Origin of the sequence: Bradyrhizobium sp. (assembly GCF_019244115.1) — a bacterium.
Classification (GTDB): domain Bacteria; phylum Pseudomonadota; class Alphaproteobacteria; order Rhizobiales; family Xanthobacteraceae; genus Bradyrhizobium.
This window is the reverse complement of record NZ_JAFATE010000788.1, coordinates 1-8,702: the sequence shown is the minus strand read 5'-3', so window position 1 is coordinate 8,702 and position 8,702 is coordinate 1. Positions and strand designations below refer to the sequence as shown.

8 protein-coding genes and 2 pseudogenes are annotated in these 8,702 nt (G+C 61.0%); 6 read left to right on the top strand and 4 right to left on the bottom strand.

Annotated features, from left to right (window positions below):
* Window positions 1-261: 261 nt before the first annotated feature.
* Entirely contained in the window at window positions 262-477 is a 216-nt protein-coding gene (locus tag JOZ76_RS33590) for a helix-turn-helix transcriptional regulator (RefSeq protein ID WP_291705681.1), read from the top strand.
* A 316-nt stretch (window positions 478-793) separates the two neighbouring features.
* Window positions 794-2,506, top strand: coding sequence for a recombinase family protein (locus JOZ76_RS33585; protein ID WP_291705680.1), 1,713 nt, complete (start codon window positions 794-796; stop codon window positions 2,504-2,506).
* A 285-nt stretch (window positions 2,507-2,791) separates the two neighbouring features.
* Here the strand turns inward: JOZ76_RS33585 and JOZ76_RS33580 are convergent, their stop codons facing one another.
* Complete coding sequence (locus JOZ76_RS33580; protein ID WP_291705679.1) at window positions 2,792-3,115, bottom strand: hypothetical protein; 324 nt, start codon at window positions 3,113-3,115, stop codon at window positions 2,792-2,794.
* 120 nt (window positions 3,116-3,235) lie between these two features.
* Between JOZ76_RS33580 and ccoS the strand changes: the two genes are divergently transcribed.
* From ccoS to JOZ76_RS33565, 3 genes and pseudogenes are all read left to right on the top strand, one after another.
* Window positions 3,236-3,346, top strand: coding sequence for a cbb3-type cytochrome oxidase assembly protein CcoS (ccoS, locus tag JOZ76_RS33575; RefSeq protein ID WP_291705678.1), 111 nt, complete (start codon window positions 3,236-3,238; stop codon window positions 3,344-3,346).
* A gap of 610 nt (window positions 3,347-3,956) precedes the next feature.
* Entirely contained in the window at window positions 3,957-5,249 is a 1,293-nt protein-coding gene (locus JOZ76_RS33570; RefSeq protein ID WP_291705677.1) for an adenylate/guanylate cyclase domain-containing protein, read from the top strand.
* A gap of 356 nt (window positions 5,250-5,605) precedes the next feature.
* Window positions 5,606-5,833: pseudogene (locus JOZ76_RS33565) on the top strand (DUF7146 domain-containing protein); the annotation flags it as partial.
* A gap of 3 nt (window positions 5,834-5,836) precedes the next feature.
* Here JOZ76_RS33565 and JOZ76_RS38465 read toward each other — a convergent pair.
* The 3 genes and pseudogenes from JOZ76_RS38465 to JOZ76_RS33555 all read right to left on the bottom strand — a co-directional run bounded on the left by JOZ76_RS38465 (window position 5,837) and on the right by JOZ76_RS33555 (window position 7,867).
* Window positions 5,837-6,520, bottom strand: a complete 684-nt coding sequence (locus JOZ76_RS38465; protein WP_366938660.1) for an oxidoreductase — start codon at window positions 6,518-6,520, stop codon at window positions 5,837-5,839.
* A gap of 134 nt (window positions 6,521-6,654) precedes the next feature.
* Window positions 6,655-6,873 (bottom strand): annotated as a pseudogene (locus JOZ76_RS38460) (oxidoreductase); the annotation flags it as partial.
* 121 nt (window positions 6,874-6,994) lie between these two features.
* Window positions 6,995-7,867 (bottom strand): SDR family oxidoreductase, encoded by an 873-nt coding sequence (locus JOZ76_RS33555; RefSeq protein ID WP_291705676.1) that lies wholly within the window; start codon window positions 7,865-7,867, stop codon window positions 6,995-6,997.
* Here JOZ76_RS33555 and JOZ76_RS33550 point away from each other — a divergent pair.
* On the top strand, window positions 7,866-8,702 hold an 837-nt coding region (locus JOZ76_RS33550), incomplete at its 3' end, for a LysR family transcriptional regulator (protein WP_291705675.1). The genes JOZ76_RS33555 and JOZ76_RS33550 overlap by 2 nt on opposite strands.

The following is an 8,702-nucleotide window of genomic DNA, read 5'->3' as shown; positions in this document are numbered from 1 at the left end:
CGCAAATGGAATCCATCCTCGCCAACCGCAAGCGGGAGCTCGGCATCGCCTTCGAATCGGGTCGGCGGCTCGGCCTCGAACTGGCCTTCACTCACGGCCTCGACCTTGGCAGAGATCGGGGCCTCGAAATTTGATTTATCCTGTTTGCCGCCGGCTGAACGCCAGAGTACTGGGACTCCTAAACTGCCCTTGCGCGCCTGCACCTGATGTTCTGTCTGGATCAGCAGCCGTCAGAAACAGCCAGCAGGAGCCAGCGAGGCCATGCCAGAGCCAGACCGTATCGTCCGTCTGAAAAACGTCCTCGCCAGGACCGGGCTGTCCCGGTCCACCATCTACCGCAAGATCGCCGAGGGCACCTTCCCGGCTCAGCTCAAGATCAGCACCAACGGGACCGGGTGGCGTGAATCGGACATCAGTCGCTGGATAGCGGATCCAGTCGGATGGCGTCCAAAACGCGAGGGCCATGAGGTTCGGTAAGGTCGGTGGTTAGGGAGGGAGTCGTGTGTAGCAAGGGGCGGCTCTCCTTTTCTTCGCCGTTGCATCTAATCGTACGACGAATTCTTTCCGCACTTTCCGGCTTGGGCTTGCCTGAACACGATGCTCGGAATGATCAACACTTCCGACATCCGCTCAATGCACAACGCCAAGGTAGCGCATGCCTTGTCAGTTTTCGTGACGTCATAAGGCAGCATCATGCGGGACGTCAGCCGAAAATTGTCCTTGCAGTCGAATCCAGACGAAGCGATCTTACGTCTCGCGCGCGCACTTGCTCGTCAGGCTGCGAGGGAAGATCATGAAAGAGAGCACGTCGGTCGAACCGACAACGAAGAGAGCGGCAATCTACGCTCGATTCTCGACAGACCTTCAGAATGAACGCTCGATCGAAGATCAGACCTCCCTTTGTAAAAGCTATGCAGAGCGCGAAGGCCTACACGTTGTCTGCACTTATGAAGATAGAGCTCGTTCTGGCGGCTCGGTCATGGGGCGCGACGGCCTGTTGCGGATGCTGGACCAGGCGCGGGAGAGATCTTTTGACGTAGTGGTTGTCGAAGCGCTCGATCGTCTCTCGCGCGACATGGAGGATCTTGCAGGCATCCACAAGCGACTGTCGTTTCTTGGCATTGAAATCCGGGCTGTTCACGAAGGTGTTGTCAATACGGTTCTCGTTGGACTTCGTGGGCTTGTCGGACAGCTCTATCGGGAGGACAACGCTCATAAAGTGCGCCGGGGCCAAGCGGGCCGAGTGACACAAGGATTGGCCGGAGGCGGCCTAACTTACGGATACGCTCCCGTTCCAGGCAGAAGTGGCGAACGAGTCATCGTCAGTGGTGAGGCGGAAGTTGTTCGGCGCATCTTCCGGGAATACGTCGAAGGCCGAACACCTCGTGAAATTGCGCACGACTTAAACAAGGAGCGAGTGCCGCCGCCGCGCGGGCGCGCATGGAACGCCTCGACCATGAATGGCACGCGAGACAGGTGCGCGGGAATTCTGCAAAACGAATTGTATGTGGGGCGCCTTGTCTGGAACAAGGTCCGAATGGTGAAAGATCCCGACACAGGGAAGCGCTTGTCACGGCCAAACCTGAAGACCGACTGGCGGATCGCTGAGGTGCCGCATCTTGCAATCGTGAGCGCAGACTTATTTGAGGCGGCCCAAAAACGAAGGCAGGAGCGGACTCAGACGCATCCGAGCCTTCAGCGTCGTCCGCGTCGTATGCTGTCGGGGCTGCTCCGCTGTGGTGCGTGCGGGGCGGGCATGTCGACAAATGGCGAAGATAAGTCGGGGCGCGTTCGCATTCGCTGCTCCGCCGCTAAGGAGAGCGGGACCTGCTCTGATGGCAAAACGTTTTACCTGGATTCCGTCGAGAAAGCCGTGCTCGGTGGACTAAGAGCGGAGATGCGCGCGCCGAAGGTTATTGCTGAGTACGTTCGGATCTATCTCGAAGAGAGGAAAAGGCTCGCGGCCTCGTCGAACGCGAAACGGCAGCGACTGGAACAGCAGCTTGGCCAATTGAACCGCGAAATCGATCGATTGATTGATGCGATAGCGAAAGGCCACGGAGATCCGGCCGTACTTGGCCCTCGTTCCACGGCCTTGGATGCCGACCGAAAACGCCTCTCCGAAGAACTGCAAAACGAACCTCCCGCTCCGAAGGCCGTCGCGCTCCATCCGGCGATCCTCAAACGCTATGAGGAGCAATTGCAGCAACTCGAAAAGGCTCTGGGAAGGGGTGTAAACGCTGGAGACGCCGAAGCTGCGGAGGCAATCCGGGATCTCGTCGAAACCGTCACGGTGTTTCGAGACCCTGCGCGTCCAGGTGGTGTGGCGGTGGAAATAGCAGGCCGACTAAATGCGTTGCTGGGCCAGGAGGCCTATCCAAATCGGGTGAAAGGAGTGTGGGGAAAGGTGGTAGCGGGGGGGCGTTTCATCCGACTCCCCCCTCCCCCCTCGCGCTTATTTACACCATCGTACGGCAACGAAAAGCCGCCTAGCGTCCGGCGCTAGCTTCACACGGGAGAGGTCCAAGGTTCGATCCCTTGTGCGACCACCATAAATCAAATATAATCAATTAGTTACATGAAAGTCTCCCGCGGACTGTGCCCCGAAACTCCCAGGGTACAGCCTGGGCACAGACCGGTTGATTCGAATCCGCATCAGACAGACTTATTTTTTGAGGTCTCGATCCCCGCGATCTAATCCCGCCTCAAATGCCCTAGTCCGCACCATTCGACGATCCGATCAGCTGCCCACGACAGGCGGCTAGGCAGGAACTGGAAACACTTAACAATGTCAGCGCGCGACCGCTGGAATATCCGCGATGGCCATGCTGGCGCGCCAGCATGGCCATCGCCTTCCGGCGACGTTGCGATAGAGGCAGCCGTCGGCGGGCAGTCGATATCGAGGAATAGCGATGAACCGTCCCGTTGCGATCATGAAGCTGTTACTGCCGGTCGGCAGCACGATGGCAAAGCGAAAGCCTTGCCCCGCGCGGGCCGCGCGGCCGCGAGATCGGCGCAGTAACCGAGACTTGTTGACCGCGGCCTCGACGCGCGCAGCCGTCTTGGCGCGTACGCTCTCGCGATGATCGACGAGTCGATCGACGGTCGCGAGCACCTTCCGCGCGCGACATCTTCGAGCATGGCGGCAGGAGCTGAACCTCGCCCGTCATTGGCACGCCGCCCACAGGATGGGAGCCTCTCGCTACACCGCCTGCATGAGTAGCGGAGCCTCGGATTGGCGGGGCTTGCGTCCTTCATGTGGACCCTGAAAAACGACCAATACGCCGATCTCGAAGGTGCCGCGCAGCGGATCCTGTCCGAAGGTCATGATCGGCCCGATGGCTAGCTGATCAGCGGAGCTTGGACAAATCACGGCCGCAACTGCGGAGATCTCATAGGCGGGTCCCCGGCCTTTGTCGTGGGAAGGCGCCTGATCGCGAGCTCGTGGACGTTGCACTAGCCGAGATGGCCGAAGTTGGCTTGTTTAATGTTGGCTTTCTCAACTCCGACACGGCCATACCTCGGCCGAGGACATGTAGCGTGCTGTCTCCGCCGTTGCGGCCTTGTTGCGAGATCGTTGTCTCTTGCGACAATCTACATGATGAACGCGATTTTTGGCGGCGCCTTTGTCGCCCAAATTGCGAATGCCAGCAAAAGCGCCGCCTCTGCCCCGCCATTAGCGAGGGAAGCTAAAAGCCGCCCCGGCAACAGAGTCGAGCGTTATCCGCGGGTCTCGGGGATTCGGGAAATAACAGTGTTCCCAAACCGGAACTCCACTCGCAAGCGCGCTGCCGAAAAATCAGGCAGTTCCCGCCGCCCCCTAGGACGCCGCACTTTCCGCACATTTGCCGCTTCCCAAATGATTTGCCGCTTCCCAGATGATAGTCTTGTTGACTGCCGATTGGCCGCAATGAGGCGGCCGGCCCGGCCAGGTTTCCGCCGCAAGGGGAGCCACATTGTCCTTCCCGATACCTGTCAATGAATCAGGCCGGCTGATTGCGCTGCGCGCGCTCAACATTCTCGATAGTGCGCCGGAAATCGCCTACGACGAGATCGCTGAACTCGCAGCGCAGATTTGTCGCTGCCCTGTGGCCTATATCAGCTTCATTGACGACAACCGGCGCTGGCTCAAAGCGAGATATGGATTGCCGCCCGAGATGGCGGGGGCCCCGCGCGCAAAAGCCGTCTGCACCACGACGATCTGCGGCACCGAGCTGTTCGCGGTTGCCGACATCACGCAGGACGCGCGCTTTGAGAATAGCGCGATGGCCGCCGCCGATCCTCCCTGTCGCTTTTACTGCGGGATGCCGCTCATCACCGATGAAGGCTATGCGCTGGGCACGCTCTGCGTCATGGATTTCGAGCCGCGCCAGCTTAGCTTCGAGCAAGCGGAGGCGTTGCGTCGGTTGTCGCGCCAGGTCTTAGCGCAACTGGAGCTGCGCCGGAAACTGATCGAATACGATCAGACCATCAAGGAGCTGGATCAGGCACGGCTTGAGGCTGCCGCCGAAAGGTCACGCGCCGAAGAGCTTCTGGGCAACGTCTTGCCGGCGCCGATCGTCGATGAGTTAAAACGGACCGGACGGGTGCAGCCGAAATACACGCGTTCGGCAACAATTCTGTTCGCGGATTTTCGAGGATTTACACTGCTCGCCGAACGCACCGAGCCGGCGACACTGGTCGATCTACTCGATCGGGTCTTTTCGGCGTTCGACGGGATCGGGGCTCGCCATGGCCTGGAGAAGGTCAAGACCATTGGCGACGCCTACATGGCGGTGGCCGGCGTGCTTACGAGCGACCGGCGACACCCGATCGACGTCTGCCTGGCTGCGCTGGAAATGCAAGCGAGCGTCGATCGCTTCATGGCGCAATGCGAGCATGTGGGCGCATCGACCCTCCAATTGCGCGTTGGCATTCACACAGGACCGGTGATTTCTGGTGTCGTGGGCAACCGCAGGCTGACCTTCGATATCTGGGGCGATGCGGTCAACATCGCATGGTTCATGGAAGCCTATGGAGTGGCGGGGCGCATCAACGTCTCGGAAACGGTGGCCGGACACGTCCAGGGTCTTTTTGACTTAGAGCCGCGCGGGGCCATCGAGGCAAAGCACGAGCGCGCGCATGAAATGTTCTTGCTTGGTGGGTTGAAGCCTGAGTATTCCCGCGGTCCGGACGGCCGAACGCCCAACGAGAACTTTGTCGCCGAATATAACCGGCTTGGCGGACCGCGATTGGCCGCGACGGCGTAAGCAGACGCGCGCTTATGTCTCGGCGTTCGGCGAAGAGAGCGACGGATTGCGTCAGTCCGCAATCGATCGCTTGCGGTTACGGGAAGGTGCATGGATTTGTTCTATCCAAAATTTGCCGGTGCGCTGAAGATCGCTCTCCAGGGACTTTCGGCGCCCGGATCTGCTGGCGGACAATCCCCTAATGCGCTCGCGCCTGATGTCGTCTCGGGACGCGCGTGCGGCCGAGTTGCAAGCGCTTCTAACTGAACCGCCGCAGCGCTGTTCGTCAGTCCCCGCGACGAGAAACTGCGCCGCGTCCTCGACCTCACCTACTTCAACGCCGAGTTGAAGTAGGAGGTCGCAGCCGAACGCCATGGTCGCTCGTCGAGACGTACCTGCGCAATCGCGGCATCAAGGCTGTCCACGATCCGGGCGCGCTGCGGTTTCATCCGCGCTGCTACTATCGCCCGGACGACAGTTCGGCGACTGAGACCTGACCGGCGATGATCGCCGCCGTGACCGATCTTGCCAATCGCATCACCGGTGCACATCGCACCTGGCTTGCGCCGGACGGCTCTAGCAAGGCGCCGGTCGACACTTCCAGGCTGTCATGCGACTTGCGCCTTTTGACCAGGAAGCGCGGGATAATCGGTATAGCCGTTTGGCCCGCGGCCGTAGAAAGTGGCGGGATCGGGCTTGTTTAACCGGGCATCGCGCCGGAAGCGCTCGATAAGGTCGGAATTAGCAAGGAAAAGCACGCCATAGGCGATGGCGTCCGCATCCCCGCCCTCAATTGCCAGGTTTCCTTTCTCCCTGTCGAAACCCGTGTTGGCGATGAACGGCACCGAGGTCATGGGTCGGAACGTCTTCGCGACCTTCTCGATCGCCACGCCCTTCTCCAGATCGTTCTTGTTGGGCTCAAGCATCGTAAGGCACCCGATACGCCGACGATCCAACTCGCGCACGACATAACCGAAGGCAGCGAGAGGATCGCTGTCGCCCATGCCATACAGCGAGATCGAGGGTCCAAGCCGCACCCCAACCCGGTCGGCCGACCAGGCGGCGATCATGGCGTCGACAGTCTCCAACATCAGTCGCGCACGCTTCTCGATCGAACCGCCCCAGTCATCGGTGCGTCGGTTGCTGACATCTTGCAGGAATTGGTCGTGAAGATAGCCATTGGCGCCATGCAGCTCGACGCCATCGAAACCGGCCTTCCGCGCATTGCGTGTCGCTCGCGCGAAATCCTCGATGATAGCCCAGAGTTCCGCCGCGTCGAGCTCCCGCGGCACCGGGAAATCGACCTCCCGATCCGGAAATTTAAATTTGCCCTGAGCCGGCAGCGGCGATGGGGCGACGGCAACTCGCCGCCACGCATTTCGGGGTGTGCAACACGGCCGCAGTGCCAGAGCTGGCAGTAGATGCGCCCGCCTGCGGCGTGGACAGCGTCGGTAACCCTCCGCCAGCCCGCGATCTGGTCCTCCCTCCAGATGCCAGGCCCGTTAATGATGCCCTTGCCCTGCTCGGAGACCGCCGTGCATTCAGTGACGATCAGGCCAGCGTCGGCGCGTTGGGCATAATATTCGGCCATCAGCGCCGTCGGCACATTGTCATCGCTGGCGCGCGTGCGCGTCATTGCCGACATCCAGATGCGGTTTTGCAGGTGAAGGCCGTGGAGATCCATCGGTGTGAATAGGTCTGTCATGTTGTTGTTCCTTTCAAACTCGTTTGGTGGCCGGTGTATGAAGGGCGCGCCGCGCTCGTAACTACGACAGTGCGGCCGGTTCTCGTGACGATGTTTCCGTCCTCGCAAGTTCCTTAAAGAACGCGACGAGCGTACGCGGCTCGCGGGCAAGGATGGCGCGGAGCACCAACGGATTGGCTTTGAGGCCGACTCGGTCATAGTGCGCGAACATCGCCTGCATCGGCTGTGGCGCATCGCCAAGTGATGCCGGGTCGATCCGCTCGGCACGAATCTCGCGACCAAGTGCGGCCCCGATAAGCGCCGCGACGTCGTGACGATCGAGCCAGCCATCGGCGGCGAGTTCGAAGGTGCCGTACAGAAGCCTATCGTCGGTGAGCGCGATCGCAGCAACCTCGGCAACGTCCCGGTAGTCGACCCGGCTGAATTGGGTGTCGCACGACCATGGCTCAGCGAGGACGCCGGTCTGCACTACTCTGTCCCAGCTTGCTGCGAAATTCTGAAAATAGAGCGCGGGATGGAGGAACGTGTATTCGATGCCGCTGTCTAGGATCGCTTCCTCGACCGGTGCCTTGGCGATGTGGTTCGCCAGCCCCGCGATCACCGGGTGGACCACCGACGAAAAGACGATCCGCTTTATCCCGGCTCCGACTGCAGTCTCGACGAAGCGGCAGCCGACATCGGCCTCATGCGGCATGAAGGCAGGGGCGATGTAGAACGCGCGCTCGATGCCTTCCAAGGCTCGCTCCAGGCTCGCCAGATCCGTCAGATCTGCGACCACCGACTCGTCAGCACCATGACGACGCACTTCGGCTTGTTGCGCCGGCTTGCGAACCATGCCGCGGACGCGCGCGCCCCGGCGAGCGATAGCAGGGACGACGTGCGCGGCGAACTTGCCGGTCGCGCCGACCACAAGAATGGAAGGGTCGGTCTTCATGCTGCTCTCCATGCTTCCCGAGGCAAACTCCTCCCGCAGGATCAAGTTCGGTCCGCCTGATGGACACATTGTGCATTCGGTGGAACAATGTCCCATGGCGGTTGATCTCAATGACCTCAGGGTCTTCGAACGGGTGGCGGCGCTCGGAAGCTTCTCCGCGGCCGGCAAAGCCCTGACCATGCCGAAATCCAGCGTGAGCCGAGCGATCAGCCGGCTGGAAGAGACGCTGGCAATTCGATTGTTCCAACGCACGACCCGCGAAGTCAGCCTGACGGCAGCCGGCGAGGCTCTACGCGAGCGCTGCGGTGCGCTCCTCGCTGGCATCGACGATGCCGTGGCGTCTACCGCGCGCTTTGCCGCAGCGCCGCGTGGCAAGCTGACGATTAGCGCTGGCATCGGCTTCGGTATCAATGTTCTCGGCAAGCAATTGCCAGGTTTTCTTGCGCGCTACCCCGAGGTGAGCGTGGCGATCGATCTAACGAGCCGCGATGCGGAACTCGTCTCCGAGCAGGTCGACGTTGCCATCCGCATGGGGTCATTGGCCGATTCAGGCCTGGTCGCGACGCGGCTCGGCATGCTTACACAGTATCTGTGCGCAGCGCGACCGTATCTCGATCGCCATGGCCGACCGGAAGTGCCAGCCGATCTCCTGTCGCATCACGCGATCGAAATGCCAACCCGCGACGGCCGGCCCCGTCCGTGGCGTCTCGTGCGCGGCGACGAGGAAATTCGGATTGAACCGCACTTGCGTGTTGAGGTGAATGATGCGCTCACGATTTGCGCGCTCATCGGCGGCGGAGTTGGGATCGGCCCCCTTTCGGCCTATCTCTGCGGC